The organism is Nocardia sp. NPDC056100, assembly GCF_042266325.1.
Lineage (GTDB): Bacteria > Actinomycetota > Actinomycetes > Mycobacteriales > Mycobacteriaceae > Nocardia.
The window spans coordinates 433,338-459,207 of sequence record NZ_JBHJVY010000006.1 but is presented as its reverse complement, the minus strand read 5'-3'; the positions used below and the strand labels follow the sequence as shown (position 1 = coordinate 459,207).

At 67.9% G+C, this 25,870-nt stretch carries 25 protein-coding genes; 15 read left to right on the top strand and 10 right to left on the bottom strand.

What is annotated here, in order from left to right:
- Window positions 1-33: 33 nt before the first annotated feature.
- Window positions 34-453 carry a hypothetical protein gene (locus ACFC0O_RS41190; RefSeq protein ID WP_375967673.1) on the bottom strand — a complete coding sequence of 140 codons (420 nt, stop codon included), beginning with the start codon at window positions 451-453 and terminating at the stop codon, window positions 34-36.
- Window positions 454-719: 266 nt separating this feature from the next.
- Between ACFC0O_RS41190 and ACFC0O_RS41185 the strand changes: the two genes are divergently transcribed.
- From ACFC0O_RS41185 to ACFC0O_RS41160, 6 genes are all read left to right on the top strand, one after another.
- Complete coding sequence (locus tag ACFC0O_RS41185; RefSeq protein ID WP_364635979.1) at window positions 720-1,133, top strand: PaaI family thioesterase; 414 nt, start codon at window positions 720-722, stop codon at window positions 1,131-1,133.
- A 100-nt stretch (window positions 1,134-1,233) separates the two neighbouring features.
- A complete protein-coding gene (locus tag ACFC0O_RS41180) occupies window positions 1,234-1,536 on the top strand; it encodes an urease subunit gamma (protein ID WP_364633777.1) in 303 nt (100 codons plus the stop codon).
- A 15-nt stretch (window positions 1,537-1,551) separates the two neighbouring features.
- On the top strand, window positions 1,552-1,884 hold the full coding sequence (locus tag ACFC0O_RS41175; RefSeq protein ID WP_375967671.1) for an urease subunit beta: 333 nt from the start codon (window positions 1,552-1,554) through the stop codon (window positions 1,882-1,884).
- Complete coding sequence (locus ACFC0O_RS41170) at window positions 1,884-3,605, top strand: urease subunit alpha (RefSeq protein ID WP_375967669.1); 1,722 nt, start codon at window positions 1,884-1,886, stop codon at window positions 3,603-3,605. The genes ACFC0O_RS41175 and ACFC0O_RS41170 overlap by 1 nt, the downstream gene beginning before the upstream one ends.
- Before the next feature lie 62 nt (window positions 3,606-3,667).
- Window positions 3,668-4,336 carry an O-methyltransferase gene (locus tag ACFC0O_RS41165; RefSeq protein ID WP_375967668.1) on the top strand — a complete coding sequence of 223 codons (669 nt, stop codon included), beginning with the start codon at window positions 3,668-3,670 and terminating at the stop codon, window positions 4,334-4,336.
- Window positions 4,337-4,456: 120 nt separating this feature from the next.
- Window positions 4,457-4,588: a hypothetical protein gene (locus ACFC0O_RS41160; RefSeq protein WP_364633785.1), complete on the top strand. Its 132-nt coding sequence runs from the start codon at window positions 4,457-4,459 to the stop codon at window positions 4,586-4,588.
- On the opposite strand, the gene ACFC0O_RS41155 is transcribed toward ACFC0O_RS41160, so the two are convergent.
- Window positions 4,589-5,131 (bottom strand): PadR family transcriptional regulator, encoded by a 543-nt coding sequence (locus ACFC0O_RS41155; protein WP_375967667.1) that lies wholly within the window; start codon window positions 5,129-5,131, stop codon window positions 4,589-4,591. It abuts the gene before it with no gap.
- 101 nt (window positions 5,132-5,232) lie between these two features.
- Here ACFC0O_RS41155 and ACFC0O_RS41150 point away from each other — a divergent pair, with 101 nt between their 5' ends.
- Together ACFC0O_RS41150 and ACFC0O_RS41145 are read left to right on the top strand one after the other, a co-directional pair.
- A complete protein-coding gene (locus tag ACFC0O_RS41150) occupies window positions 5,233-5,634 on the top strand; it encodes a nuclear transport factor 2 family protein (protein ID WP_375967666.1) in 402 nt (133 codons plus the stop codon).
- Between the two features lie 12 nt (window positions 5,635-5,646).
- Window positions 5,647-6,057 carry a YchJ family protein gene (locus tag ACFC0O_RS41145; protein WP_375967665.1) on the top strand — a complete coding sequence of 137 codons (411 nt, stop codon included), beginning with the start codon at window positions 5,647-5,649 and terminating at the stop codon, window positions 6,055-6,057.
- Between the two features lie 83 nt (window positions 6,058-6,140).
- Here ACFC0O_RS41145 and ACFC0O_RS41140 read toward each other — a convergent pair whose 3' ends face one another.
- Window positions 6,141-6,809 (bottom strand): TetR/AcrR family transcriptional regulator, encoded by a 669-nt coding sequence (locus ACFC0O_RS41140; RefSeq protein WP_375967664.1) that lies wholly within the window; start codon window positions 6,807-6,809, stop codon window positions 6,141-6,143.
- Window positions 6,810-6,922: 113 nt separating this feature from the next.
- Between ACFC0O_RS41140 and ACFC0O_RS41135 the strand changes: the two genes are divergently transcribed.
- Window positions 6,923-8,389, top strand: coding sequence for an MFS transporter (locus ACFC0O_RS41135; RefSeq protein ID WP_375967663.1), 1,467 nt, complete (start codon window positions 6,923-6,925; stop codon window positions 8,387-8,389).
- On the opposite strand, the gene ACFC0O_RS41130 is transcribed toward ACFC0O_RS41135, so the two are convergent.
- Window positions 8,364-9,068, bottom strand: a complete 705-nt coding sequence (locus ACFC0O_RS41130; RefSeq protein ID WP_375967662.1) for a hypothetical protein — start codon at window positions 9,066-9,068, stop codon at window positions 8,364-8,366. The two genes, ACFC0O_RS41135 and ACFC0O_RS41130, sit on opposite strands and share 26 nt — an antisense overlap.
- Window positions 9,069-9,261: 193 nt before the next feature.
- Here ACFC0O_RS41130 and ACFC0O_RS41125 point away from each other — a divergent pair, with 193 nt between their 5' ends.
- A complete protein-coding gene (locus ACFC0O_RS41125) occupies window positions 9,262-10,152 on the top strand; it encodes an SDR family NAD(P)-dependent oxidoreductase (RefSeq protein ID WP_375967661.1) in 891 nt (296 codons plus the stop codon).
- 24 nt (window positions 10,153-10,176) lie between these two features.
- Here the strand turns inward: ACFC0O_RS41125 and ACFC0O_RS41120 are convergent, their stop codons facing one another.
- The gene (locus tag ACFC0O_RS41120; protein WP_375967659.1) at window positions 10,177-11,154 is read right to left on the bottom strand and encodes a zinc-binding dehydrogenase; all 978 of its coding nucleotides are present in this window, start codon (window positions 11,152-11,154) and stop codon (window positions 10,177-10,179) included.
- A 177-nt stretch (window positions 11,155-11,331) separates the two neighbouring features.
- Between ACFC0O_RS41120 and ACFC0O_RS41115 the strand changes: the two genes are divergently transcribed.
- The 3 genes from ACFC0O_RS41115 to ACFC0O_RS41105 all read left to right on the top strand — a co-directional run bounded on the left by ACFC0O_RS41115 (window position 11,332) and on the right by ACFC0O_RS41105 (window position 13,496).
- Window positions 11,332-11,964: an urease accessory UreF family protein gene (locus ACFC0O_RS41115; protein WP_364633802.1), complete on the top strand. Its 633-nt coding sequence runs from the start codon at window positions 11,332-11,334 to the stop codon at window positions 11,962-11,964.
- A 75-nt stretch (window positions 11,965-12,039) separates the two neighbouring features.
- Complete coding sequence (gene ureG / locus ACFC0O_RS41110) at window positions 12,040-12,750, top strand: urease accessory protein UreG (RefSeq protein ID WP_375967658.1); 711 nt, start codon at window positions 12,040-12,042, stop codon at window positions 12,748-12,750.
- Window positions 12,751-12,845: 95 nt separating this feature from the next.
- Window positions 12,846-13,496, top strand: coding sequence for an urease accessory protein UreD (locus tag ACFC0O_RS41105; RefSeq protein ID WP_375967657.1), 651 nt, complete (start codon window positions 12,846-12,848; stop codon window positions 13,494-13,496).
- Window positions 13,497-13,708: 212 nt separating this feature from the next.
- Here ACFC0O_RS41105 and ACFC0O_RS41100 read toward each other — a convergent pair whose 3' ends face one another.
- The 5 genes from ACFC0O_RS41100 to ACFC0O_RS41080 form a co-directional block, all read right to left on the bottom strand.
- Window positions 13,709-14,401, bottom strand: coding sequence for a hypothetical protein (locus ACFC0O_RS41100; RefSeq protein WP_375967656.1), 693 nt, complete (start codon window positions 14,399-14,401; stop codon window positions 13,709-13,711).
- Between the two features lie 270 nt (window positions 14,402-14,671).
- The gene (locus ACFC0O_RS41095; protein ID WP_375967655.1) at window positions 14,672-15,655 is read right to left on the bottom strand and encodes a hypothetical protein; all 984 of its coding nucleotides are present in this window, start codon (window positions 15,653-15,655) and stop codon (window positions 14,672-14,674) included.
- A gap of 134 nt (window positions 15,656-15,789) precedes the next feature.
- On the bottom strand, window positions 15,790-17,217 hold the full coding sequence (locus ACFC0O_RS41090) for an NAD(P)/FAD-dependent oxidoreductase (protein ID WP_375967654.1): 1,428 nt from the start codon (window positions 17,215-17,217) through the stop codon (window positions 15,790-15,792).
- A 78-nt stretch (window positions 17,218-17,295) separates the two neighbouring features.
- Entirely contained in the window at window positions 17,296-18,150 is an 855-nt protein-coding gene (locus ACFC0O_RS41085; RefSeq protein WP_375967652.1) for a tat pathway signal sequence, read from the bottom strand.
- Window positions 18,151-18,344: 194 nt separating this feature from the next.
- Entirely contained in the window at window positions 18,345-18,530 is a 186-nt protein-coding gene (locus ACFC0O_RS41080; RefSeq protein WP_375967651.1) for a hypothetical protein, read from the bottom strand.
- 199 nt (window positions 18,531-18,729) lie between these two features.
- Here ACFC0O_RS41080 and recC point away from each other — a divergent pair, with 199 nt between their 5' ends.
- Entirely contained in the window at window positions 18,730-22,155 is a 3,426-nt protein-coding gene (gene recC / locus ACFC0O_RS41075) for an exodeoxyribonuclease V subunit gamma (RefSeq protein ID WP_375967649.1), read from the top strand.
- Window positions 22,156-22,204: 49 nt separating this feature from the next.
- Window positions 22,205-25,840 (top strand): UvrD-helicase domain-containing protein, encoded by a 3,636-nt coding sequence (locus ACFC0O_RS41070; RefSeq protein WP_375967647.1) that lies wholly within the window; start codon window positions 22,205-22,207, stop codon window positions 25,838-25,840.
- Window positions 25,841-25,870 lie beyond the last annotated feature (30 nt).

Here is a 25,870-nt window from a genome sequence, read left to right as displayed (position 1 = left end):
CCAATAGTGGCAGTGATCGCCGCCGAATCCCGGTTACTCCTCGGGTCGGTGTGCCGACCGGTCGGCTTCGGCCTGCGCGGCGATCCGCGTGCGGACCTCATCCCAGCTCATCGGCAGCTCGGCGGCCGGTGCGCTGAAGAACGTGAAAGTGGCATCCTTCATGACTTTTCGCTTGCGCTCGATGGTCGACTTATGCGGCTCCGCCCCCGCATAGGCGTAGATGGCGGCCTTATCGGTCCAGGCCGAATAGGTCCAGAAGGTGCCCTTGAACAGTTCGGCGTCCAGGGCCACGCCGACCGCTCCGGGCGAGCGGCGGGCCTGCCGCCACAGCGCCATCGAGGCGATCAGGAAGCCGGGCACATCGCGCAGCGATTTGACCTGCAGGCGTGAGGCCATGCACTGCACCTCGGGGGTGGCGGGGGTGGCGACCGCGATCCACGGAATCTTTGGCATACCACCAACATTCCACAATGGAAGTTAAGTTGTCAATGACAAGATTCAGCGGAGTGGCCGGACCGAGTGAAGGGCTTGCTTTGTTAGGTAAGCCTGACCTACACTTGGAATCGGCGTTGGGACCGAGTGAGTGTCCGGAGGGCTGCCGAGACCCCCGGTCCATTGCCGCGGCGGGTTCCCCTATCCAAGGGGAGCCCGCCGCTTCGTATTTCGGGCGGACATGCGAGTGTGAGGTCATGACCGATGACTTCTCCTCGATCAAGTCCATGGCCGATGTGACTCCCGAGCTGATGAACCAATTCGCCGCCGGCACCTTCGTCGACACCTTCGGGCTGAAGATGACCGAGATGAGCCCGGATCGGGTTGCGGCCGAATGGGTTGTGACGCCGAGCCAGCATCAGCCCGCCGGAATCGTGAACGGCGGGGTGTACTGCACCGTCATCGAAACCCTGGCCAGCGTCGCGGGCAGCGTGTGGCTGGGCGATCGCGGGACCGTGGTCGGGGTCAACAACAACACCGACTTCCTGCGGGCGGTGCGCGAGGGCGTATTGCGCGGGGTCGCCACGCCGATTCATCGCGGGCGGTCCCAGCAGCTGTGGGTCGTGGTGATCACCGATGAACAGGATCGGACCGTGGCGCGCGGTCAGGTGCGCCTGCAGAACCTCGCCGCACAGGGCTGAATCGCGGCGCGATAGGGCTGATCTCGGACGAAACATCCAGGTAACGCGGGTCATGTCAGAATGGCCGACGACCCGCCACGCCGTTCGCCGAGGAGCCCGAATGCGACTGTCGCCGCACGAGCAGGAACGCCTGCTGCTGAGTTATGCGGCCGAGCTGGCCCGGCGGCGGCAGGCTCGCGGACTCAAGCTGAACCATCCGGAGTCGGTGGCGCTCATCGTCGATCATGTGCTCGAGGGGGCGCGGGACGGGCGCAGCGTCGCCGAATTGATGACCTCGGGGCGGACCGTGCTCACGCGCGCGGATGTCATGGAGGGGGTGCCGGAGATGATTCACGACGTACAGGTTGAGGCGACTTTCCCGGACGGCACCAAGCTCGTCACCGTCCACCACCCGATCGGCTGAGTCATGCTGAATCCAATGCGAGCTCCGCAAGCTCCGCTCGTGCCTGGTGAATTCCTCTGTGCCGAAGGCACTATCGAGCTCAATGCCGGAGCCGATCGCATCGAGGTCGATGTGGTGAACACCGGCGACCGGCCGGTTCAGGTCGGCAGCCACGTGCATTTCCCGCAGGCCAACTCCGCGCTGGCCTTCGATCGCGAGGCCGCGCACGGCCGCCGCCTCGATATTCCCGCCGGTACCGCCGTACGCTTCGAACCCGGTCTGGGCCAGCGTGTTTCGCTCGTTCCGCTGGGCGGCACCCGCGAAGTGCACGGCATCAGCCTGACCCCTCCCGGAAAGCTGGACGCCTGATGGCCGAACTCTCCCGCGCCCGCTACGCCCAGCTGTTCGGGCCCACCACCGGCGACCGAATCCGCCTGGCGGACACCGACCTTCTCATCGAGATCACCGAAGACCGCAGCGGCGGACCGGGACTCGCCGGTGACGAGGCCGTCTTCGGCGGCGGCAAGGTGCTGCGCGAATCCATGGGCCAGGCCCGCGCCACCCGCGCCGAGGGCACCCCCGATACCGTCATCACCGGTGTGGTCATCATCGATCACTGGGGAATCATCAAGGCCGACATCGGTATTCGCGACGGCCGTATCAGCGCCATCGGCAAGGCCGGTAACCCGGACACCATGACCGGGGTGCATCCGGATCTGGTGGTCGGACCCTCCACCGAGATCATCGCGGGCAACGGCCGCATCCTCACCGCCGGGGCCATCGACTGCCACGTGCACTTCATCTGCCCGCAGATCCTGGACGAGGCCATCGGCAGCGGCATCACCACGCTGGTCGGCGGCGGTACCGGACCCGCCGAGGGTTCCAAGGCCACCACCGTCACCCCCGGTGCGTGGCATCTGGGCCGCATGCTCGAGGCCACCGACGGCTGGCCGGTGAACATCGTGCTGCTCGGCAAGGGCAACACCGTGCGCCAGGAAGCCATGTGGGAGCAATTGCGCGGCGGCGCGGCGGGTTTCAAACTGCATGAGGATTGGGGCACCACCCCGGCGGCCATCGACGCCTGCCTCACCGTCGCCGATGCCTCGGGCGTCCAGGTGGCGCTGCATTCGGACACCTTGAACGAGGCCGGATTCGTCGAGGACACCCTGGCCGCGATTCGCGGACGGGCCATCCACTCGTATCACACCGAAGGCGCGGGCGGCGGGCACGCGCCCGACATCATCACCGTCGCCGCGTACGCGAATGTGCTGCCCAGCTCCACCAATCCGACTCGGCCGCATACGGTCAACACCCTCGACGAGCATCTCGACATGCTCATGGTGTGCCATCACCTGAGCCCCTCCATTCCGGAGGATCTGGCCTTCGCGGAGAGCCGGATTCGGCCCTCCACCATCGCGGCGGAGGATCTGCTGCACGATATGGGCGCGATCTCCATGATCGGCAGTGATGCCCAGGCCATGGGCCGCATCGGCGAGGTCGTCATGCGCACCTGGCAGACCGCGCACGTGATGAAGCGGCGGCGCGGCGCACTGCCGGGAGATGGTGCGGCGGACAACAATCGGGTGCAGCGGTACGTGGCCAAGTACACGATCTGCCCGGCCGTGGCGCACGGTCTCGATCATGAGATCGGATCGGTCGAGGTCGGCAAGCTCGCCGATCTGGTGCTGTGGGAACCGGCCTTCTTCGGGGTGCGCCCGCACGCGGTGCTCAAGGGCGGCACCATCGCCTGGGCCGCCATGGGCGATGCCAATGCCTCCATTCCGACCCCGCAGCCGGTGCTGCCGCGTCCCATGTTCGGCGCGTCCCCGGCGGTGGCGGCGGGTACCTCGCTGCATTTCGTCTCCGAACAGGCCATCGAGGACGGTCTGGCCGATCGCCTGCGGGTGAATCGGAAACTGGTGCCGGTGGCCAATGTCCGCAGGCGCGGGAAGGCCGATATGCCGCGCAATGACGCCATGCCGCGCATCGAGGTCGATCCCGATACCTTCACCGTGCGCATCGACGGTGAGGTGTGGGCCGAGGAACCCGCCACCGAACTGCCCATGGCACAGCGGTATTTCCTGTTCTGAGGGCTGCGATCAGGCCGAATTAATCCCCGCGGCCCGGTCGGAACGCGTGGCAGACTGGCCATATGACCACTTCCGACTGGGCCGAAGTTGATCGCTATCTCGTGGATACCCTGGTGGGAGACGGGGATTCCGCGACCCTGAGCGCGAATGCCGCCGCCGGGCTGCCCGCCATCGATGTGTCACCGCCGCAGGGCAAATTCCTGTACCTCATCGCCAAGTCGTCGCGGGCGCGCCGTGTGCTGGAGATCGGAACGCTCGGTGGCTACAGCACGACCTGGCTGGCGCGCGCGGTCGGTAAGGAGGGGCAGGTGCTGACCCTCGAATACGAACCCAAGCACGCCGAGGTGGCGCGGGAGAACCTCGATCGCGCGGGAGTCGGTGACCGCGTGGAGATTCGGGTCGGCGCGGCCCTGGACAGTCTGCCGGTACTCGCGGGGGAGAATCCGGAACCGTTCGATCTGGTGTTCATCGACGCCGACAAGGTGAACAACGCCAACTATGTGCAGTGGGCGCTGCGGCTGACCCGGCCCGGATCGGTCGTCATCGTCGACAATGTGGTTCGCAACGGCGGTATCGCGCACGCGGATTCGTCCGATGCCGCGGTGCGGGCCAGCCGCGAGGTTATCGAATTGCTCGCCGCCGAACCACGATTGGACGCCACCGTGCTGCAGACCGTGGGCGGTAAGGGCTGGGACGGTTTCGCCTATGCCGTGGTGGTCGATCAGGACTGAGCGTGTCTCAGCTCACGGCTATCGGGTGACCTGGCGGTTTCCTGCCGGATTCACCCGATATGCCGAGAATTTGCCAATACTCGGTTGTCGGTCGAATTTTGAATCAATACGTTCGATGGCATGAGTGAACATCCGAGCCGCACCCGAGAACGCCTGCGTGGTCTGGCGATTCTGATCGCCCCCATCGCCCTGCTGGCGCTCACGGTCGGCGTGCTCGCGGCCATCATGCTGCAGGGTGACTACCCGAGCTAGCTACGGCGCATCGTCCGGATGCGCGGCCAGATCCTCCCAGAAATCGACGTACGCCCGCTCATGCTTGATGCCGAGTTGCAGAATGCGTCCCCGCGAGACCGCCCGCTCGCTATCGGCCGGATCGATCTCGGCGTGCAATTTCCGATAGAGCTCCAGCCATCGGCGATGTTCGGCCGCCTGCTTATTCGCCAGCGCCACAACATCTTCCGGCTGCCCCAGATCGGCGAAGAACAGTTTCACCTGCGCCGGATCGCGCGTCTCGGGCGGCGCGGCCACCGGATCACCCAGCCAGCGCGACAGTTCGGCGCGCCCCGCCGCTGTGAGATGGAAGACGCGACGGCGCCGGCCCTCGGTCTCGGCCTCCTCGCGCAGTAATCCCTGCTCGGCCAGGCGCGGCGGGATGCGATAGAGCTGCGCGTGCGGGATGGGCCAGAAGTATTCGACGCTCTCCTCGACCCTGGCCTTGAGTTCATAGGGCGTGAGCGGTCCATGCCTGGCGATCAATCCCAGCACTATGTGGTCCTGCTGGCCGAGTTCGGCCATCGCGCAGCCCCTTTCCTTCGGTTCCTGTTGACACCGTATCACTGAGACTATATGTTCGTTCCAGTGAGACCGTATCAGAGATACTATTGAGGAGCTTGACCATGCGCGACTTCGCCATCGACCTGTTCGACCGCTGGACCGCCATGTGGAACGGTGATCTGGCCCTGGCCGAGGAGATCATGGCCCCCGAATTCACGCTGCGCTACGCCCAGCCGGGTGCGGTCGAATACGACGACATCCACGATCGTGCGGCCTTCACCAAGCAGATCGAGGTCTTCCGGGCCGAGCGACCCGGTCTGGAATTCGAGGTGCAGGGCGTGCCGGTGGTCGAAATGGATGACACCCGAACGGGATTGATCGCCCGGCCCTACGGTGCCCGCATCACCCGCCCGGACGGCACCGCGGTCGCGCTCAGCGGCAATGACATCCTGCGCACCGAGAACGGGCAGATCGTGGAGGTGTGGTCGGTCTCCGGCGGTCAAGGCGGTCGCAGCTTCTACTGACAGAATGTTCGGATGTCGAAGCGCGGAAAACCCCGTCCCGCCCCCGTGGACTGTCCCTGCGGCCTGCCCGCGAGCTATGCGGACTGCTGCGGGCGGCTGCATCGGGGCGAGGCGGCGGCGACCACGGCCGAACAGTTGATGCGCTCGCGCTACAGCGCCTTCGCGGTGCGGGATGAGGCGTATCTGCTGCGCAGCTGGGATCCGGAGACCCGCCCGGCCGATGTCGATTTCGATCCCGGTCTGCGCTGGGAGCGGCTCGAAATCCTCGCCACGACCGGTGGCGGGCCGTTTCATTCCGAGGCCACCGTGGAGTTCCGCGCGCACTATCGATCGGGCGGTGCGGCGGGGGAAATGCGTGAGCACAGCCGGTTCCGCCGCGAGGGCGGGGCCTGGGTCTACCTCGACGGCGACGTGGAAGGGTGAGCGGCGGGCGCGGATTCGCGCCGACCGCACGATTGCACTCGATGCATCGCGGCGGATGGTGCCGGACAGGCTGATTCGCCGCGCTACCGTCGCGCTCTGGCCTCGAAACCATCGCAGATCGCCCGCAGACCGGATTCCAGGAGCTGCTCCGGGTTCAGCAGATCGTCTTCGCCGGTGCCGATCAGATCGGTGAGCGCGGGCGGGGTGGGCCAGCGCGGCGCACCCTCCAGAAGTGCGGTGAGACCGGACCGTTCATCGGTTTCGGAATCGCGGTCGATGAGCAGTCGTGCACTGACATGCTGGAGCGCGACCCCGGCGATATAGCTCCAGACCGCCAGCGACATGCGGGTCGCCTCGCGGGTGCTCACGCCGAGTTCGCTGAATCCCTCGACCAGCCAGCTCAATACGACCAGGCTGTTCTCGCCGAAGTTGTAGCGCGGGACCGCGAAGGTGAACAGCACCCACGGATGTTCCTGGTACAGCCGCCAATCCACCTCGGCGGCGATGCGCACGCGATCGCGCCAGGTCCAGACCTCTTGACCGGGTGGCGGGTACGGATTGCGACGCGAGACCTCATCGGTCATGGCCGCGAGCAACGTGTCCTTATTGGGGATGTGCCGGTACAGCGACATGGCTCCCGCGCCCATACGCTCGGCGATCCGGCGCATGGACAGGGCGTCGATTCCGGACTCGTCGGCCAGGGTGATGGCGGTATCGACGATCGCCGCCCGGGTGAGCTTGGCCTCGGTCATCGGATGAATTCTTTCCTTCCCGCCGCGGATCTGCGTACACTGTACTCCGGCCGCGCGTACGACGTACGCGCGCTCTTCTCGTAAAGCCCCTTGATCAGCTCGGAGGATAGGTGATGACCAGCATTCTCGCGCGTCCCGTCGTACGCACGCCGCGCCGCGCGTGGGCCGGACTCGCGGTGCTACTGCTGCCGGTACTGCTGGTGTCGATGGACATGTCCGTGCTGTATCTGGCCATGCCCACCCTGACCGAACATCTGGACCCCTCGGCCACCCAGCAGCTCTGGATTCTCGATATCTACGGCTTCATGATCGCGGGCCTGCTCATCACCATGGGCAATCTCGGCGATCGCATCGGGCGGCGCAATATTCTGCTCGTCGGCGCGACCGTCTTCGGATTGGCCTCGGTGCTGGCGGCTTTCGCGCCGAGCGCGGGCGTGCTCATCGCCGCGCGGGCGCTCATGGGCGTCGGCGGCGCGACCCTGCTGCCGTCCAGCCTGGCGCTGATCTCCACCATGTTCCCGGAGGCGCGGGCGCGGGCGACCGCCATCGGCGTCTGGACCGCGTTCTTCGCGGGCGGGTCGGCGGTCGGGCCGATCATCGGCGGCGTACTGCTGCACCACTTCTGGTGGGGCTCGGTCTTCCTGATCAATACCCCGGTGCTGGTGGTGCTGCTGGTCTTCGGGCCGCTGCTGCTGCCCGAGCATCGTTCGGCCGCGCTCGGACCCCTGGATTTGCCGAGTGTGGTGCTGTCCATCGGCGGCATTCTGCCGATCGTGTACGCGGTCAAGCATTTCGCGGCCGAGGGCTTCGATCTGCCGGTGATCGGTATCGGGGTCATCGGTGTACTGCTGCTGATCGCGTTCGTGCGACGGCAGCGGCATCTGACCGAACCGCTGCTGGATCTGAGTCTGTTCCGCAATGGATTGTTCTCCGTCGCAATCGGTTCCAGCACCGTCGGCATGTTGGCACTGGCCGGTATGAGCTATCTGACCAGCGTGTACCTGCAATCGGTGACCGGGCGCGATGCCCTGGGCGCGGCGCTGCTGGGTATTCCGATGGCCATCGTGGTGTTCGTCTGCTCGGTGAGCGGTGCGCGCATCGGCCGCCTGCTCGGCACCCGGACCGCGTTCGTGCTGGCGCTCAGCATGGCGGCGGCGGGCAACCTTATGTTGCTCGGTATCGGCGTCAACGGGGGTATCGGGTGGTACATCGCCGGAACCGTGGTCGCCGGTGCGGGTTTCGGTATGGCGTTCACATTGGTGTCGGAGGTAGCGGTGGCCGCGGTGCCGCCGGAGCGGGCCGGTTCCGCGGTCGGCATCTCCGAGACCAGTTTCGAACTCGGCAACGGTCTGGGTCTGGCGCTGCTGGGTTCGCTTGCGGCGCTGGTCTTCCGGTCCGGCGGTGACTTCGGGTCGACGCTGGGGGAGACCCTCACCCATGCGAATGGCGATACCGCGCTGATCGACTCCGCCCGCGATTCCTTCGTGCACGGTATGCACGTCGCCACCACGGCCGGTGCGATCCTGCTCGCGATCATGGCGGTGATCGCCGTGCTCAGTGGCCGAAAAGTGAAGTCATGAGTTCGGCCGCGGCCTTGTTCATCGGTGTGATCACCCGTAGATAGAGGAAGCGGACCGGGCGGACCACCGTGGCCCGCCAGACCGTGCCGCACACCGCGAGAATCGGTCGCAGCACCGTGCGGTACAGCCAGCGGCAGGGCGTCACCACCAGCACTCGCACAATGGTGGTGGCGACCCGCCAGCCGAAGAGCAGTGCGGCCGAGAGCGCCAGCAGGATCGGGCGCAGCACCCAGCGCCACAGCTGGTGGAGCGGCCATACGATCAGCCATTTGCCGAGTGAATAGACCAGCCACAGCACGGCTTTGGCGACGGGCACCAGAATCCAGCGGCCGATCCAGTCGCCGACCGGTTCGATAACGCTGTCCCACAGCCAGATCAGGCCGGGCTTCAGAATGCGCCGCCACAGCCATTCCTCCACCGCCCGTTTCAGCGGGCGCAGCAGGAAGTCGAGAATCAGCGCGCCGAGCGGGGTCAGGATCATGCCCCAGAGCAGCTGATGGATCAGCAGGCCCCAGAGGAAATCCTTGCAGAACGCCCAGGCCGGGCGAATCAGCCAGTACCAGAGCAGTTTCGCCAGCGGCTCGATGAGCTTGTCGAAGCAGAACTCCGCCGCCGCGACGATCGCGCGGCCCACGAATTTGCAGCCCTCCCACAGCAATCGCACAGGGACGAACACCACTACCGCGATTATTCGGGCGACCCAGCCCGCTATCGAAATACGCTCCGGCGGCCCTTCCCGCTGCTCCCGTACCGACATCATCCCCGTCCTCTCCCCGTGCACTGCCTCCATCCTGGTACGGCAAAGTGCCTCGCGCCCTGGGTATTTCCACTCAACTCCGGTCGCGGACCGGTCGGGCGGTTAGAGTCGAGGCGTGGGTGAGAACTCGACCTCGGACCCCCAGCAGCAGCCCGAATCGAACGGCCGTCCCTTCGCGGAACGCGTCGCGACCAGGCTGTTCTATCCGACCACCCGCCCGCGCGAGAAATCGTTGCGCGAGGCCGTGGCGGGTCAGGTCATTCTGATCACCGGCGCGTCACACGGTATCGGCAAGGCCGCGGCCCGCAAACTCGCGGCCGCGGGCGCGACCGTACTGCTGGTGGCGCGCACGCTCGATGATCTGGAGAAGGTGGCCGCGGAAATCCGCGCGGACGGCGGTATCGCGCATGTGTACCAGGCCGATATCACCGAAATGGACGCCACCGCCGAACTCGGCGCGGCCCTGCTCGCCGAACACGGTCACGTGGATGTCGTAATCAATAACGCGGGCAAATCCATTCGCCGCCCCGTCGACGAATCCTATGACCGCTTCCACGATTTCACCCGGACCATCGATATCAATTACCTCGGCCCGGTTCGCCTGCTGCTGGCCCTGCTGCCCAGTATGCGCGAGCGCCGCCACGGCCATATCGTGAACATTTCCACCTGGGGTCTGCGCATGCCCCCGGCCCCGCGCTGGGCGGCCTACGGTGCGTCGAAGGCCGCCTTCGATGTCTGGTTGCGCACCGTCGCAACCGAAATCGCCGCCGACGATGTGACGACGACCTCCATCTACATGCCCCTGGTGCACACCCGAATGAGCGCACCCACCGACTTCACCGGCGTCCCCGGCCTGACCGCGGACGAGGCCGCCAACCTCATCTCCCACGCGGTGGTCTCCCGTCCTCGCGAGATCTCCCCGTGGTGGACCGGACCCGTACAGGCGTGGACCGATCTCCGGCGCGGGGCGGCCCAGCGCTTCATGGAGCGCAGTTTCCGGCACTGACCCGCCCCGCGCGGAGCGTGATCGTCAGGGGATGAGGACGACTTTGCCCGTGGTGGCCCGGGATTCGAGGGCGCGGTGGGCAGCCGCCGCCTGGGCGAGGGGGAAGCGGTGCAGGCCGGGGACCAGGCGTCCGGCGGCGGCTTCCGCGAGGGCCCGGTCCTCGAGGGCGCGCATCCCTCCGGCTCGTTCGTACATTTTCGGGCCGAGCGTGGCGACCGGGGTGATGCCCAGGTCCGTCAGTTCCGCTTCGGTGATTCCGGTCGGTCCGGCGGCGAAACCGTAGGTCAGCCACTGGCCGCTCTTGGCCAGCAGGGTGATCGCGGTGCGGCTGACACCGCCGCCCACGCCGTCGAACAGCAATGTGGCGGGGCGGTCGCCGTATTCGGCTCGGATGCGATCCAGCCAGTCGGGGAGCAGATAGTCCACGGCCAGATCGGCCCCGTTGCGGGACACCAGATCCACCTTCTCCGGACCGCCCGCGAGGCCGATCACGGTCGCCCCGGCGTTCTTCAGATATTGCACGAGCAGGGTGCCGATACCGCCCGCCGCGGCCAGTACCACCGCAACGGATTCGGGGGAGATATCGGCGAATTGCAGTATGCCCATGGTGGTTCGGCCGGTGCCGATCATCGCCACGGCCGCGGCCGGATCCAGCTCCGCCGGAATCTCCTGTAGCCGTTCGACTTCGGTGACCACGAACTCGGCGTAGCCGCCGGGGACCTGGCCGATATGCGCGACAACCCTGCGCCCGAGCCAGTTTTCGTCGGCTACGGATCCGATGGCGTCCACGATGCCCGCGATCTCCCGGCCCGGAATGGTGGGCAGTTCCGGCAGCTGGATCGGTCCCATCGCCACGCCCTTGCGGATCGTGGTGTCGATGAGGTGTACGCCCGAGGCGGCGACCGCGATGCGCACCTGTCCGGGTCCGGGCTCGGGATCCCGCACTTCGGTGTACTCGAGATTCTCGGCGGGGCCGAAGGCGTGCAGGCGAATGGCGTGCATGAGAACTCCTGGAGATCGAAAGCTGGTCGCGCGCCCAAGCTTGCAACCTCGACCGGGGTTCAGGTCAAGACCTTCGATCTCGCACTCGGCTCTCGTGACGCGGCGGATCGAGCCGGGAGCGTGTGCTCGCTGCGCCGCCGCTTAGGATCGGGCGATGCGATATCCGGAGGTGCGGCGATGAGTCTGGCCACGCTATTGACCCTGGCCGACTCCCGGCTGCCCATCGGCGGGCATGTGCATTCGGGCGGTGTGGAGGAAGCGGTGTCCTCGGGTCTGCTGCGCGATGTGGCCTCGGTGGAGCTGTATCTGCGCAGGCGTATCCGGACCTCGGGGGCGGTGGCGGCCTCGCTGGCGGCCGCGGTGTGCGCGGGTGCGCTCGATCCGGCTCGGGCCGAGCTCGAAGCCGATGCCCGGACCCCGTCGCCGTCCGCGCGCACGGCGTCGCGGGCGCAGGGGCGCGGATTGCTGCGGCTGGCGAAACAGGTCTGGCCGCAGGCGGATTGGCGCGGGCTGGGTCCGCGCCCGCATCTGTCCACGGTGTTCGGCGTGGTCGGCGCGGTCTGCGGGGCGTCACCGGAGGAGATCGCCGGGGTGGTGGTCTACACGACCATGACCGGTGCGGCCACGGCGGCGCAGCGATTGCTGGCCCTGGATCCGGCGGCCGTGGCGGCCTGCACCATCAGGCTCGGTGAGGTCTGCGATCGCACCGCGCGGTCGGCGACCAAGGGGCTGGTCGCGCTGTCCGATCCGCTCCAGGATGTGCTCGCCGAGCGTCATCTGGCCCGCGATATGCCATTGTTCGCGTCCTGACCTGCGGAATCGAGCCGGGTAACAAGCGCTTTACGTGCGTCCGACAGGATGAAGCCCGGAAAGGAGCACACCTACATGCCACCTCATTTCATCGACGGGGAACCGCACGAGCACCACGATCGGCCCAAGCGCGAGCGCACGCCGGGGGAACCGGTGCGGATCGGCGTCGGCGGACCGGTCGGTTCGGGTAAGACGGCGCTGGTGGCCGCACTGTGCCGGCAGCTGCGCGATGAGCTGTCCCTGGCCGTGCTGACCAATGACATCTACACCACCGAGGATGCCGACTTCCTGCGCCGCAATGCGGTGCTCCCGGACGAGCGCATCACCGCGGTGCAGACCGGCGGCTGCCCGCACACCGCCATTCGCGATGACATCACCGCGAACCTCGATGCCATCGATGACCTCATCGAGGCCAATCCGCCGCTGGATCTGATCCTGGTGGAATCGGGCGGCGACAATCTCACCGCCACCTTCTCCTCGGGTCTGATCGACGCCCAGATCTTCGTGGTGGACGTCGCGGGCGGCGATAAGGTGCCGCGCAAGGGCGGCCCGGGCGTCACCTGGTCCGATCTGCTGGTCATCAACAAGACCGATCTGGCCCCCATGGTCGGCGCGGATCTGGGTGTGATGGACCGTGATTCGACCAAGGTGCGCGAGGGCCGCCCCTTCGTCTTCACCTCCCTCACCGAGGATCCGGCCGCCACCCCGGTGCTCACCTGGGTGCGCGAACAGCTGGCCCTGGCCGCGGAACAGGATGCGAAGTCCGGTGCCGCGCACACGCACTGACCTCGCGGTGCGCGCGGACGCCGCGGGGCCCGGGGTCGCCGCGACCGGGGCCCTGAGCGTCGCGTTCGGCACAGCGGCCGGGGAATGGATATCCGGTGCGCACTGAACTGCGGATCGATGCCACCGCCGGGGGACTGCCGCGGATTCACGCGGTGGGCGGTCTGGCGGCGCGGCTCACCGGTCCGGATACGGTGCATCTGATCGGCACGGCCGCAACGCCTTTGGGCGGTGACGAGCTGGATATCCGAATCACCGTGGGCGCGGGTGCGCGACTATCGGTGCGCTCGGTGGCGGCCACCATCGCGCTGCCGGGCAGAGCGACTCCGAAGTCGTTCGCGCACTGGCATGTCGAGGTGGCGGCGGGCGGTGAACTGGATTTCGATCCGGAGCCGACCGTGGTCGCGGGCGGGGCCGAGCATGAGACGCTCAGCACCGTTCGGCTGGAAGACGGTGCGCGGCTACGGCTTCGGGAGCGGGTGCAGGTCGGTCGCATCGGCGAGGATCACGGTTATTGGTCCGGTGAGCTGAATGCCGATATCGGTGATGTGCCGCTGCTGCGGCATCGCCTGGATCTCGGAGCCGACGCGTGTACCGATGACGCGCTGTCCGGACCCCGTGCGCTGGAGAGCATTCTGACCTACCCGGATGTGCGCGCGGCCGAATTCACCGGCGTGGCAGCGGCATTGCTGCCGCTCGCCGCGGGTGGAACCCTGTTCACCCGTACCGCAACGCTTTTGCGCGTCTAACCCGTCAGGGCCGCAGTGCCGAGGCGAACGAGTCGAGATTCAGCAGCGCGAAAATCCAGTCGGCGCTGATGCGGTGTCCGAAGAAGCGAAACATGCGGGCACTCCATTCTTTCCGGTTGGATGGGGATCGACGCGCAACAGCGGGAACCAGACCTCACCCCTGGTTCCCGCCGTGCACACTGTTGCGCGAAAAGCCTGTCGGCGAACCGAACTCAGTTCGCGACGACGCGCGGTGGAGCGTTGAACGCGTTCACGGCGCCGACCACGGCACCCACCGCGGCACCGGCCGCGGCTGCGGGCAGTGCGATCACCGCGGCACCGGCCGCGGCGCCCGCCGCGGGTCCGGCCACCAGGCCGACCGGGAACAACGGCAGTCCGACCACGAGGCCCAGGGCCGCGCCGACGGTCGCCGAGGTGAGAGCGATCGGCATTGATGCGCTCGCACCCGCTACCGCTCCCATGGCCGCGGTGCCGACGGTCTGGCCGGCGATGCGGTCGGAACGGCTGCGCTCCAACCCGATCGAATCGAGGAACGTCGCGAGATTCGCCTCGGTCTGAGCGGAGTTGTCATTGATCTGGATCGCCTGCTCGCTATCGATCCAGTTCGGCGCGTCGACGATCACATCGCCGAACCGGAACTTACCGGCGGGCGGTGCGATCGGGGGCACCGCGGGCACCGGCATCGGTGCGTGCAGTGCGCCGACGGGCGCAAGATAGCTCTTGTCCGGGGCCTGACGCGACCACTGGATGGAGCTCTTGGTGTCACCGGGAATCTGCAGGCCCTCGTACGGCATCACGTTGGGCGCATCGGCGGCGGGCCACTGGGCAGCCGCGCCATCGTGCTGCGCGACCGGATCAGTTTGCACCGGTGCGGCATTCGCGGCTCCGGTTCCGACGATCGCCATGACTAGCGGAACGGCGCCCGCCGCCACCACGTTTCCGACTTTATTGCGATGCGGGTTGAGGGCTCTGTGCTTGCCTGCGGCCAATTCACGACCTTTCTTGCTCGGGGGAACATCGACGCCCGACATTCGGACCCGTCGGTCAACCGGATTGGTCGGATTTCGTACTCGCGTAGAACGTCCGCATTGCCGAAAGTTAGCTATTTGCTTGCGTATTCACGAGAACGGGGCCGGAATCCCAGTTGATGGATTCCGGCCCCGGCAAAACGGCTATCACTCGCTGATAGCTGCTCCGGCATCGTCGGCGGAGGCCGCGGGCTGGTCCACCGTTGCCGCGGGACCGGTCGCGGGCGCGAGCACGCCATTGGCCATGCCCACCGCCGCACCGATGCTCGCGCCTACGGTGGCCGCGGGAATCGCGATCAGGGAGACCGCCGCGGTCGCGCCGATGGCCGGGCCGAAGACCCAACCGGCCGGTGCGAACGGCGTGCCCGCCATGGCCCCGATGAACCCGCCCATGACCGCACCGGCGATCTCGGCGGGCGCGGCCACACCGACGCCCACCGCGGCGCCGACGGCGGCGGTGCCGACCGTCTGCGCGGCGATGCGATCCGACCGGCTCGGCTCGAAGCCGGCCGAATCGAGCGTGCGCGCCAGGTTGGCCTCCGCGCCCGCGGAGAGCTCATTGACCTGAGCGGCCTGCTCGGGGGTGAGGAACGACGGGATGTCGATCACGGTATCGCCGAAACGCAGCTTGCCTTCCGGCGCCGCGATCGGCGCGACATCGGCCGCGAGGGCCGGGTTCGGCATGCGCAGACCCTGCATGTCCACCGCCGCGACGGGGCCATTGGGGATATCGCGCACGCCGGTGGAGGAATTGCGGCCGACCCGGACGACGGGTGCGGGCGCGGTGACCGTTTCTACGCCCTCGGTCTCGAGCACCGGTGCGGCTTCGGCGGAGGAACCCGCTTCGCCCGCGGTCGGCTTGGCCTCGGGCTTGGTCTCGTCCGACATCATCGGGGGGACCGGAACCGAGAGCTGTCCGAACGGTGAGTCGAGAACGAGACCGGGCTGTGCGTCGGTGCCGGGCTGCTTCTCCACGACCGTGGACTGGTTGTCCTCGGTGCTCGCCGGATCCGCCACAGCGGTTCCGGCGGTGGACAGGGCGGCTACCAGCGGGAGTGCTCCCGCGATGGCAAGCGACCCGAGACGGCGGCGGCGCGGTGAAACTTGATCAGCCGGTTGGCGTTTGCCCATGGATGACCTTTCCGATTCGAATGTCGACAGATGTCGGACATTCGGATCCGGACGGCATGCCGGATTGGTCCCGGTGCCGCCCGGTCAGGGCATCCCTGCGTGGCGCGGCGGCATCGCCGCCCGCCAGCGTGTCGTTACGAGGCGGCCGCGTCCTTGACGTTCGCTACGGATTTGCCGTTCTCCGAAGCGGATTCGCCGCCGATCTGCTTGGCGAGCTCGCGCGCGTCATCCGGATTATCGAGCGCTTCCAGGGCCAGCCGCGCGAACACCCACTGTTCGGTGGCGGCCATCTGACCGCGATGCCGGCCCAGGAACGAGGTGAACCACTCCAGCACGGTGACGAACCGGCTGCGGAAACCGACCAGGTAATACAGGTGCAGCCCGAGCCAGGCCAGCCACGCCAGGAAACCGCTGAACTCGAGCTTGCCGACCTGGCAGACCGCGTAGAACCGCGACACCGTGGCCATCGAGCCCTTGTCGAAGTACTTGAACGGCTTGCGTTCCGCGGGTTCGTGACCGGCCAGGCCCGCCTTGATGGCCTTGGCGGCGTAGGTGCCGCCCTGGATCGCGCCCTGCGCCTGTCCGGGCACGCCCGGTACCGACATGAGGTCGCCGACCACGAAGACGTTGGGGTAGCCCTTGATGGTCAGATCGGGTTCCACGATCACGCGCCCGGCCCGGTCCGTCTCGGTGCCCTCGGAATTCTCGGCCAGGATCTTGCCGAGTCCGCTTGCCTGCACACCGGCCGACCACACCTTGCACGCGGATTCGATGCGCCGGGTGCCGTCGCCGTCCTTGATGGTGACTCCGCGCGCGTCGACATTGGTGACGATGGCGTTGAGCTGGATCTCCACGCCCATCTTCTCCAGCCGCTGATGCGCCTTACCGCCGAGCTTGGGGCCCATCGGCGCGAGCACCGCGCCCGCGCCCTCGACCAGGATCACGCGGGCGTCGCGGGTGTCGATATTGCGGAAGGTGCCATCGAGGGTGCGGTCCGCGAGTTCGGCGATCTGCCCGGCCAATTCGACGCCGGTGGGGCCCGCGCCCACGACCACAAAGGTCATGAAGCGGTCGCGGGTCTCCTGATCCTTGGCCAGTTCGGCCTCTTCGAACGAGCCCAGGATGCGCGCGCGCAATTCGAGCGCGTCGTCGATGGTCTTCATACCGGGCGCGTAGGTCGCGAACTGATCGTTGCCGAAGTACGACTGCTGCGCGCCCGCGGCGACGATGAGGCTGTCGAAGGGAGTGACGGTGTCCTGGTTGAGCAGGCGCGAGGTCACCGTCCCACCCTTGACGTCGATTTCGTCGACCTCACCCATGATCACCCGCACGTTCTGCTGTTTGCGCAGCACGATGCGGGTGGCGGGCGCGATCTCACCGACCGACAGAATGCCGGTGGCCACCTGGTACAGCAGCGGCTGGAACAGGTGGGTGGAGGTCTTGGAGATGAGCGTGATGTCGACGTCGGCCTTCCGCAGGTGCTTGCAAGCGAAGAGGCCGCCGAACCCGGACCCGATCACCACCACGCGGTGGCGCTGTGCGACGGAATTATCGGCGTTCATCTAGTCCCTGCTCCTAGCCAGACGGTGAAACTACGACACTTCTCACGTCAAGGGTAGTGCGATGGTCGCCGGTTCAGCTCATCGACCCGCGAACAGCAGTTGCGCCACCCGGGTGGTGGTCTCGGATCCGTCGGTGTAGCTACCGTTCGGACCCTGTTCGGTCATGATGGCCAGCGTGTAGCGCTCACCGGGTCCGGCGAAGCCGACCGAGTTGACCACCCAGCCGCCCTGTTCATCGGACCAGCCGTTCTTGAGACCGGGTTGCATGGCCGCGCCCGCGCCCCAGACGCCCCAGTGCTGATTGGTGTCGACGCGGCGCATGCGGTCCACCAGGTAGGCGCGATCGTCCGGATGCATGCGGGTGAGCACGTTATCCATCAGCCGGTCCAGATCGGACGGTGAGCACTGCTGGAAGCCCCAGTCCGGGAACAGTTTCATCTGCTCCAGGGAGGTGCTCGGCTGCAGCGGGACGAGCCCGGCCATACCGTTGGCGCGGAAGGCGTTGTTGAACGCCATACGGTCCAGACCTGCGAACTTGTTCCACAGGATGTCGGCGGCATTGTCGTTGGAGGTTGCCAGCATGGACTCCATCAGCGAGCGGTCGCCCGGGTCCAGCACGATCGCGCCGATGCGGGCGCGATTCAGCAGATCCTCCGCGATCGCCAGTTTGATGGTGGAGGCGGTCCAGAACATGTTGTCCGAGTTCGCGTTCCGGTAGATACCGCCGGAGACGCGGTCGCGCACCACATATCCGGTGATACCGGGTCTGCCCGCGAGATAGTTGTCGACCGACGCGATGCGATTACTCAAATCGCAGTCGAATCCCGGCAGGCAGCCCTGCGCGAGTACGGGCCGCGCGGCGGCGGAGGGGAGGAATACCGGCGCAGCGGGAATCAGGGCAGCGGCGGCGAGGACGCAAGCGGAGGCGGCCACACGGGAGTTCCGGGCCATCGGAGAACGCACGGTGGGAAACAATAGACATCACAATGCCCGATGTGCACGTCTTGAGTGGATTGACTGGCTGTGCTATGGAAAACCCGCTGTCACAGCGGGTTTCGAATTTCGCTTCGGCGCGCCGGATTGCCTTGCGCCGCAAGGCGGGCGGACACGCCGTGCGAAAGGGGTGCTCAGCGGAATGCGGCGGACAGTTCCTCGACACTGCGACCGTTGAGGCGATAGCAGTGCGCGAATGCCTCGGCATGCTGATCCCGGGCCCACGACGCGAGTACCACGGTGCGCCCGTAGCAGCGGGAATTCACCAGCTCCCAGCGTTCTCCGACCCGCCGGACAGTGAACCCGCGCCTCGGGATCATGGGAATCACCGACGCAGACATCGACGCAACCAGCCTTTCCTCACAGCACAATCGACCTCCCCGAAAAGCACTGTCGCATACCACACTCGAATTTCGGGGTGACGCGCCCTAGCTAATCTCCGGCGTGTGGCAGGTGTCACCCGGCGAGCCGAGGGACCCGGTGATTGCATGTCGTTCGCTGACTGTATAAACACAGGTCGTGCACATTCACCGGGCCGAGCGTGCGGACACACTCGCCGACGCGCTGGCCGAGCTGCTCGCCGCACCGCTCGGCGATCCGTTCACCCCGGAAGTGGTAGCCGTTCCGGCCAAGGGCATCGAGCGCTGGTTGCAGCAGCGCCTCGGGGTGGTGCTCGGCAGCGCCGCGCACGCCGACGGGGTCGCGGCCAATATCGATTTCGCGGATCCGGCCGCGCTGGTGGCGCGGGTGCTGGCCGAGGCGACGGGCTGGGTGCCCGAGGATGATCCGTGGGCGGGCGAGCGCGTGGTGTGGACGCTGCTGCCGGTGCTGGACGAGGTGCTGTCCGAGCCCTGGAGTGCCGTGCTGGCACGGCATCTCGGCAATGGTGACGCGGGCGGGCATCGGGTCGGGCGGCGGTATGCGACGGCGGCGCGGATCGCGGAATTGTTCGCGGGTTACGCCACGCAGCGGCCCGGCATGATCACGGACTGGGCGGCCGGTTCCGATACCGACGGTGCCGGGCATCCGCTGCCCGAGGATCTGCTCTGGCAGCCGCAACTGTGGCGGCGACTGCGCGCGGCAGTCGGGGAACCCTCTCCGGCCGAACGACTTTCGGACGCGTGCGCGCGCCTGCGAACCGATCCGGCCGTGGTGTCACTGCCCGATCGCCTCTCGCTGTTCGGGGTGACCCGATTGACCACCGATCAGCTCGAGGTGCTGTCCGCGCTGTCCGCCGGGCGGGGCGTGCACCTGTGGCTGGTGCATCCGAGCCCGGCGCTGTGGACCAAACTCGCCGATGCCGAGGTGATCCCGAATTCCGGTGTGCGGGTGCGGCATCCGCTGCTCGCGGCATTGGGCCGGGATGTGCGGGAATTGCAGCAGCGGCTCGCGGGCTACGACCACATCGATACCTACCACCCCGCCCCGGAGCCGCACCGGTCGGGGATGTCGGATCCGCGGACGCAGCTGTCCGGTACGCCGGATTCGCCTGCGGGTGCGGCCGATTCGCGGCTGGAGCCGATTACGCCGCGCACGCTGCTGACCGAATTGCAGGCCGCCATCCGGCAGGACCGGTGGTCGCTCATGCCGGAACCGGCGCTGGCCGACGGCAGCGTCATGGTGCACTCCTGTCACGGCCCGGCTCGGCAGGTGGAGGTGCTGCGGGATGCGCTGCTCGGATTGTTCAGCGCCGACCCGACTTTGGAGCCGCGCGATGTGATCGTCATGTGCCCGGATGTGGAGAGCTACGCGCCGCTGGTGCGCGCGGCGTTCGGGCAGTGGTCCCTGGACGGATCCGCGCCGGGGCATCCGGCGCACGGATTGCGGGTGCGGCTGGCCGATCGCGCCCAGCGGGCGGTGAACCCGCTGCTCGATGTGATCGCCACGCTGCTGGAGCTGGCCGACGGGCGCGTCACTGTCACCGAGGTGCTGGATCTGGCTGCGACGGAACCGGTTCGGCTGCGCTGCGGTTTCGACGAAGACGATATCGAGCGATTGCGCGATTGGGCCGCCGAGACCGGGGCGCGCTGGGGGATCGGGCAGCGGCAGCGACAGGCGTTCGGGCTGGGCGATTTCGCGCAGAACACGCTCAACGCGGCGGTGGACCGCATTCTGCTGGGTGTGGCGGCCGGTGAATCCACTGAGGACTGGCTGGATCTGGTGCTGCCGCTGGACGATGTCGACAGCAATGACATCGATCTGGCCGGGCGCTTCGCGGAATTCGTGGACCGGCTGGCGGTCTGCCTGCGGGATCTGCGCGGGCCGACCCTCGAGGAACCGGCCGGATCCGCACGGCCCGCGTCGGAATGGGCTTCGGTGCTCGGGCGAGCGCTGGATCTGCTGACCGATGTGCCGCTGACCCAGGGTTGGCAGGGTGTGCAGGCGCGCCGGGAACTGGCCGCCGCCACCGAGCACGCCGGGCAGATTCCCTTGCGGCTCACCGATATCGCCGCACTACTGGCCGCCAGGCTGGCCGGACGGCCCTCGCGGGCCAACTTCCGCACCGGTGAGCTGACCGTGTGCACCATGGTGCCCATGCGGTCGGTACCGCATCGGGTGGTGGTGCTGCTCGGGCTCGATGACGAGGTGTTCCCGCGCACCGGCGGCGTGGACGGTGACGATGTGCTGGCGCGGCATCGCTGCCCGGGCGATCGCGATCCGCGCAGTGAGGACCGGCAGCTGCTGCTGGACGCCATCATGGCGGCGGGGGAGCGACTCGTGCTGCTGCACACCGGATCCGATCCGGTGACCGGTGCGCATCGGCCGCCCGCGATTCCGCTGGCCGAACTCCTGGACACCGTGCGCGCGCACGTCGGTCCCGCCGGGCTCGAGCACGTCGTCATGCGACATCCCTTGCAGCCCTTCGACCGTCGCAATTTCGATCCCGAAAAGCCGTTCAGCTTCGACGGTGTCGCGCTCGCCGGTGCGCTCGCGGCCCAGCGCCCGCCCGCCGCGCGCCCGCCGTTCCTGGCCGCCGCACTGCCCGCGACCGAACGCGGGGATGTGGAACTGGCCGATCTGGTGTCCTTCGCCGAACATCCGATTCGGGCGTTCCTGTGGCAGCGCTTGGGGATTCGCGTCCCCGAGAGCGAGGAGGAGATCGCCGACCGGCTGCCCATCGAGCTGGACGGGCTCACCAAATGGGGTATGGGCGAACGCATGCTGTCCGCCCGGCTCACCGGGGTGGACCCCAACGCGCTGCGCGCGGCCGAATGGCGGCGCGGCTCGCTGCCGCCGTTCGCGCTCGGCGCGGCCGTGCTCGACGATGTGGAGAACACCGTCGACCGCCTGGTGCGGGTGGCGCAGCCGCTACACGAAATCCCCTCCCGCACCGTCGATATCGCGGTCGATCTGGGAGACGGCCGCCGCCTCACCGGCACCGTCCCCGATGTGCACGATGACGCGCTGTTGCGCACCACCTTCTCCCGGCTCGCGCCCAAACACCGGATAGCGGCCTGGGTGCGGCTGCTCGCGCTCGCCGCCACCGGCGACCATCAGAGCTGGCGGGCCATCACCATTGGCCGCGGGAAGATGTCGCGGCCCGCATGGCAATCCACGCTCGTCGCGCCCAACGCGCATGCCGCCCGCCTGCTGCTGCGCGATCTGGCGGCACTGCGAGACGAGGGCCTGGCCGAGGCGCTGCCCATCGCCCCCGCGGCCTCTGCGGCCTATGCCGAGCGCCGCTGCCAGGGCTCCTCCGCCGAGGATGCCCTGCTCGCCGCCGAACACGAATTCGACGGTGGGAAGGACGGTCCCGGCCGCTACGGCGAACACACCGACCGCTATCTGCGCTACGTCCTGGGCCCCACCCCGCGCTTCCATCAGCTCACCGAATCGCTCACCACCGCCCCCACCGCGATGGAAGCCGAACCGACTCGTTTCGGTGAACTGGCGCGCCGTCTCTGGAATCCGTTGCTCAGCAACGAGAATCAAGGCCAGCCATGACGATCCACCGCCCGGCCCCACAATCCGGCCCCGAATGCGAAAGGCGCGGATGACCGACGACCTGTTCTCGCTCACCGATCCGGACCTGTCCGTCCGCCCGGCGGTCACCCGAGCCCGTCACCGCGACGACTCCGCGGGTGGCGACTCCCACCCGGATCCGGTGGGCGACGACGGCGTGGACCTGTTCACCCTGGGCGCGGACATCACCCCCGATGCGCCCACCGCGCGTTCGGGTGCGATGACCGGCGGTGCGGCTGACGAGACGGAGGTCGACGCGGATGCCCCGCCGTCGCAGAGCGAAGGACTCTGGGCCGCCGACAATGTCACCGATCCGGTGCCGAATGTCAGTGGTGAGCAGGAGGATTCGGGGAGTGGGTTTCAGCTGACCGGGCCGCTGCCGGTGGGGACCACGGTGCTGGAGGCCAGCGCCGGTACCGGGAAGACCTATGCCATCGTGGGTTTGGCGGTGCGGTTCGTCGCCGAGGCCGGGGTCGATATCTCGGAATTGCTGCTGGTGACGTTCAGTCGGGCGGCCACCCAGGAGTTGCGCGAGCGGACGCGGGATCGGTTCGTCTCGGTGGCGGCGGCGCTGGCGGAACCGGAGCGGGCGCAGGCCACCGGTGATGAGCTGATTCGGCATCTGGCGCAGGCGAATCCGGCGGAGGTGGCGGCGCGCCGGGAGCGGCTGCTGGCGGCGCTGTCGGATTTCGACGCGGGGACCATCGCCACCACGCACAGTTTCTGCCAGCGCATGCTCGATGAGCTGGGGCTGGCGGGGGAGCAGGATCCGGGGGTCCGGCTGGTCGAGAATGTCGACGAGGTGGTGTCCACCGTCGCCGATGATCTGTACCTGAGCCGGTACGCGCGCGAGCTGCCGCCGTTCAGTCCGGCCGACGCGCAGCGGCTGGCGGCCGCGGCCGTGCACGACGGGGCCGCCATGCTGGTGCCCGAGGTCGAGTCCGAACTCGATCCGGCGGGGGAGCGGGTCGCGTTCGCGGCGGCCGCGCGCGCGGAAACCGCACGGCGCAAACAGCTTTCGGGACTGCGCGATTTCGACGATCTGCTGGTGCTGCTGCACGATGTGCTCGCCGACGCCGAGCACGGCCCGCGCGCCTGTCAGCGCATCCGGGATCGATTCCGGGTGGCGCTGGTGGACGAGTTCCAGGACACCGATCCGTTGCAGTGGGACATTCTGCGGCGCGCTTTCCACGGGCACACCACGCTGGTGCTGGTCGGTGACCCCAAACAGGCGATCTACGCCTTCCGGGGCGCGGAGGTGCTCAGCTATCTGGATGCGGTGGCGCACGCGGACTCTCGGCGCGAACTGACCACCAACCGGCGCAGCGATGCCGGACTGCTGGCGGCGCTGGAGCATCTGCACGGCGGAGCGGCCCTGGGGCATAAGGAGATCACCGTGCACACGGTGGCCGCGACCCGGCCGTACAGCAGGCTGACCGGCGAGCCCGAAGCGGTGATTCCCTTCCGGCTCAGGTGTTTACCGCGCACCGGGGCCGGACCGCTCAATCGTTCCGGCTATCCGACCGTCGGCCGCCAGCGTGAACGCGTGGCCACCGATGTGGCGGCCGATATCGTGCGACTGCTGGAATCCGGCACCACCATCGACGCCGATGGTGAAAGGCCGCTCGGCCCGGGCGATATCGCGGTGCTGGTGCGCAATCGGAACCAGCTCGACATGGTGCGCAAGGAACTCGAACTCGCCGGGGTGGCCTCGGTGCTGGCGGGCGGTGCGAGCGTTTTCGGCACGCCGTCGGCGACCCAGTGGCTGTGGGTGCTGCACGCTTTGGAGCAGCCGCATCGCGCCGACCGGGTGCGCCTGGCCGCCGGTACCGCGCTGCTCGGGCTCGCCGCCGAGGAGATCGATTCCGGCGGTGCGGATCTGGTGGGACGGCTCAGTGCCGAACTGCGCGATTCGGCCCGGCTGTTCGCTCGCGCCGGATTCGCGGCCGTGTTCGAGAAGATGAGCGCGGAAACGAGACTCGCACCGCGCCTGCTCGGATTGGAGGGCGGTGAACGCCAGCTCACCGATCTGCGCCATATCGCCCAGCTGCTCGACGATGCCGCGCTGCGTGAGGGTTTGGGCCTGAGCGCGCTCACCCGCTGGCTCGCCGATCGGGTCCGCGATCCGGCATCGGGCAGTGTGGCCGATCGCAGCCGCCGCCTGGACCGGGACGCGGCGGCCGTGCAGATCGCCACCGTGCACGCCAGTAAGGGACTCGAATTCCCGGTCGTCTACCTGCCTTTCGCATGGGATGCCGCCAAGATCCGCAATCCGCAGACCCTGCTCTTCCACGATGACCAGGGCCGCCGCGTGCTGGATGTGGGCGGTCCGGACGCCTCCGGCTACAACACGCGCAAACCGCGCGCCGAAGCGGAGGAGGCCGCCGAGGAACTGCGCCTGCTGTACGTGGCGCTGACCCGCGCGGGCGCACAGGTGGTGGCCTGGTGGGCACCCGCCTTCGACACCCAGACCGCACCCCTGCACCGCATGATCCTGGGCCGCGAACCCGGCAGCCCGGCCGTGGCGGACAAGGTCGCGGTACCCGCCGATGCGATGGTGCTGAACCGCATCTCGGAGTGGGCGAGCACCGCCGAACCCGGCGTCATCGCCATCGAACCGGTGCACGAGATCCGCCGCGCCCGGCTGCCCCGCGATCACACCGCCACCACCGCGCAGGACCTGGCCGTGGCGCGCTTCCACCGCCATCTGGATCAGGATTGGCGGCGCACCTCGTACTCGGCGCTCACCGCCGGAGCGCACGACGCCATGCCGGTCGGTGATCAGCCCGACGGCGGCGGCGTCGCCGATGAACCGGCCACCCCGAGCGTGCTCGCCGAGGACCTGGACGTATTCACCACGGCCGCACCGTCACTCATGAACACGCTGCCCTACGGCGCGGAATTCGGCACCCTGGTGCACGAGATCCTGGAGTACGTCGACACCGACGCCGCCGATCTGGCCGCCGAGATGCGCGCCCGCTGTACGCACGCGGTTGCCGAGCAGATGTTCGACGCCGATCCCGAAGTGCTCGCGAACGCCCTGCTCGCCGTCATGCACACGCCCATCGGATTCGGTTCCCTGGCGGGGATTTCCGCGCGCGACCGGCTCAGCGAACTCGATTTCGAACTGCCGCTCGCGGGCGGCGACCAGCCCACCGCCACCCGGGTGAGCGTGCCGCAGATCGCCGGACTGCTGCGCAGGCACCTCCCGCCCGGCGATGTCTTCATCCCCTACGCGGATCAGCTCGAACATCTGGACGACACCCCGCTGCGCGGCTTCCTCACCGGCAGTATCGACGCCGTATTGCGCATTCCCGGACCGCGTTTCGTGGTGGTCGACTACAAGACCAACCGCCTGGGCACCGGCGACCTCACCGTCGCGCACTACACCCACGAGCGCATGGCCGCGGAGATGATGCGCTCGCACTACCCGTTGCAGGCGATCCTGTATTCGGTTGCCCTGCACCGGTATCTGCGCTGGCGGCTGCCCGGCTACGATCCGGCCCAGCACCTCGGCGGTATCCGCTACCTGTTCGTGCGCGGCATGATCGGCCCCGACACCCCGGACGGCGCGGGCGTTTTCGACTGGATGCCACCGCCCGCCCTGGTGGAGGATCTGTCCCGCTTGCTCGCGGGTGAACCCATGGACCCGGAGGCCGCCCGATGAGCCGCGATATCGACACCGTCATCGTGCGCG

Excerpts from the sequence above, each read along its gene's own strand:
- ACFC0O_RS41190 (WP_375967673.1), bottom strand. The coding sequence starts at position 453 with ATGCCAAAGATTCCGTGGATCGCGGTCGCCACCCCCGCCACCCCCGAG.
- ACFC0O_RS41185 (WP_364635979.1), top strand. The coding sequence starts at position 720 with ATGGCCGATGTGACTCCCGAGCTGATGAACCAATTCGCCGCCGGCACC.
- ACFC0O_RS41180 (WP_364633777.1), top strand. The coding sequence starts at position 1,234 with ATGCGACTGTCGCCGCACGAGCAGGAACGCCTGCTGCTGAGTTATGCG.
- ACFC0O_RS41175 (WP_375967671.1), top strand. The coding sequence starts at position 1,552 with ATGCGAGCTCCGCAAGCTCCGCTCGTGCCTGGTGAATTCCTCTGTGCC.
- ACFC0O_RS41170 (WP_375967669.1), top strand. The coding sequence starts at position 1,884 with ATGGCCGAACTCTCCCGCGCCCGCTACGCCCAGCTGTTCGGGCCCACC.
- ACFC0O_RS41165 (WP_375967668.1), top strand. The coding sequence starts at position 3,668 with ATGACCACTTCCGACTGGGCCGAAGTTGATCGCTATCTCGTGGATACC.
- ACFC0O_RS41160 (WP_364633785.1), top strand. The coding sequence starts at position 4,457 with ATGAGTGAACATCCGAGCCGCACCCGAGAACGCCTGCGTGGTCTGGCG.
- ACFC0O_RS41155 (WP_375967667.1), bottom strand. The coding sequence starts at position 5,131 with ATGGCCGAACTCGGCCAGCAGGACCACATAGTGCTGGGATTGATCGCC.
- ACFC0O_RS41150 (WP_375967666.1), top strand. The coding sequence starts at position 5,233 with ATGCGCGACTTCGCCATCGACCTGTTCGACCGCTGGACCGCCATGTGG.
- ACFC0O_RS41145 (WP_375967665.1), top strand. The coding sequence starts at position 5,647 with ATGTCGAAGCGCGGAAAACCCCGTCCCGCCCCCGTGGACTGTCCCTGC.
- ACFC0O_RS41140 (WP_375967664.1), bottom strand. The coding sequence starts at position 6,809 with ATGACCGAGGCCAAGCTCACCCGGGCGGCGATCGTCGATACCGCCATC.
- ACFC0O_RS41135 (WP_375967663.1), top strand. The coding sequence starts at position 6,923 with ATGACCAGCATTCTCGCGCGTCCCGTCGTACGCACGCCGCGCCGCGCG.
- ACFC0O_RS41120 (WP_375967659.1), bottom strand. The coding sequence starts at position 11,154 with ATGCACGCCATTCGCCTGCACGCCTTCGGCCCCGCCGAGAATCTCGAG.
- ACFC0O_RS41115 (WP_364633802.1), top strand. The coding sequence starts at position 11,332 with ATGAGTCTGGCCACGCTATTGACCCTGGCCGACTCCCGGCTGCCCATC.
- ureG (WP_375967658.1), top strand. The coding sequence starts at position 12,040 with ATGCCACCTCATTTCATCGACGGGGAACCGCACGAGCACCACGATCGG.
- ACFC0O_RS41100 (WP_375967656.1), bottom strand. The coding sequence starts at position 14,401 with ATGGCGATCGTCGGAACCGGAGCCGCGAATGCCGCACCGGTGCAAACT.
- ACFC0O_RS41095 (WP_375967655.1), bottom strand. The coding sequence starts at position 15,655 with ATGGGCAAACGCCAACCGGCTGATCAAGTTTCACCGCGCCGCCGCCGT.
- ACFC0O_RS41090 (WP_375967654.1), bottom strand. The coding sequence starts at position 17,217 with ATGAACGCCGATAATTCCGTCGCACAGCGCCACCGCGTGGTGGTGATC.
- ACFC0O_RS41080 (WP_375967651.1), bottom strand. The coding sequence starts at position 18,530 with ATGATCCCGAGGCGCGGGTTCACTGTCCGGCGGGTCGGAGAACGCTGG.
- ACFC0O_RS41070 (WP_375967647.1), top strand. The coding sequence starts at position 22,205 with ATGACCGACGACCTGTTCTCGCTCACCGATCCGGACCTGTCCGTCCGC.